This is a genomic window from Serratia sp. 506_PEND (genome assembly GCF_001076875.1).
GTDB classification, from domain to species: Bacteria; Pseudomonadota; Gammaproteobacteria; order Enterobacterales; family Enterobacteriaceae; genus Serratia; species Serratia marcescens.
Genome location: NZ_JVEL01000156.1, coordinates 1 through 878 on the forward strand (window position 1 = coordinate 1; position 878 = coordinate 878).

At 59.3% G+C, this 878-nt stretch carries 1 protein-coding gene and 1 pseudogene; one reads left to right on the plus strand and one right to left on the minus strand.

Translation table 11 applies throughout. The annotated features are described in order from the left end of the window. Positions 1-230, minus strand: a pseudogene (locus ADK28_RS04040) (alpha/beta hydrolase); the annotation flags it as partial. Between the two features lie 221 nt (positions 231-451). Here ADK28_RS04040 and ADK28_RS04045 point away from each other — a divergent pair. Continuing rightward, a complete protein-coding gene (locus ADK28_RS04045) occupies positions 452-700 on the plus strand; it encodes a CsbD family protein (RefSeq protein WP_016927634.1) in 249 nt (82 codons plus the stop codon). Positions 701-878 lie beyond the last annotated feature (178 nt).

The window sequence follows — 878 nt, forward strand, 5'->3', positions numbered from 1 at the left end:
GCCTGCGCCGCATGGGCGGGCGGCGTGGCGTAGGCTAACGGCACCTCGAGGTAACCGCAGCGCAGCCCCGGCGGCGGCGCCTCATCGAACCAGCGCTGAAAACCGCTGTTGAGACAAGATTGCCAACGAATGCCGTTCTCGACCGCCGTGCCGTGAGCCGCCGGCTTGGCCAGGGCGGGCAACGCGGCGGCGGTCGCAGCGAGCAGCGCCAGAATACGCAGTACTGACATGGGGAGTCCTTTCAACTCAACGAATCGGTCAAAGGGTAAAGATTCTCGGTTAAACCGCTAGCCAATAGAACATAAAAAAACGCGCGGGTGAAGCCGACGCCGCGCGTATGGAAAGACTTTTCTTTGCTCAGATTGATCTTATAACGCACAGAATGCTGCAAAAAATGCCATTCACCTGCTAGGCTTAGGGTTCGTTAACCCACAAGGAACAGGAGAGCAGCATGTTTGGAAAAGCGGAAGACAAAGCCAATGAAGCCGCAGGCGCGGTACAGGAAGCGTTCGGCAAAGCCGTTGATTCTCCGGAGCATCAGGTGCGCGGCGCGGCGCGCAAATACGCCTCCCAGGCCAGCTATGCCGCCCGAGACGCGGCGGATAGCGTAAGAACCCAGGTGGAAGCCAACCCGCTGGCCGGCGTAGCCGTTGCGGCGGCGGTCGGCATCGTTTTCGGCTTCTTGCTGGGACGCAAATAAGCGGCGAACGCGCCGCTCGACAACAGGCCCGTTACGGGCCTTTTTTTCGCCCTTTCTTCGCCTGCGTGCAAACTTTCATCTATCACAGCCATCGCTTAAAAAAACCAACGCCTTCAACTACGATTAGTTTGTGACCAGAGCGAGGCCAGCGTATGGCCGCCGGCGAACCCGCCCTGTT

Bases quoted from the DNA above. Each gene is read 5' to 3' on its own strand.
- ADK28_RS04045 (WP_016927634.1), top strand. From the start codon at position 452: ATGTTTGGAAAAGCGGAAGACAAAGCCAATGAAGCCGCAGGCGCGGTA.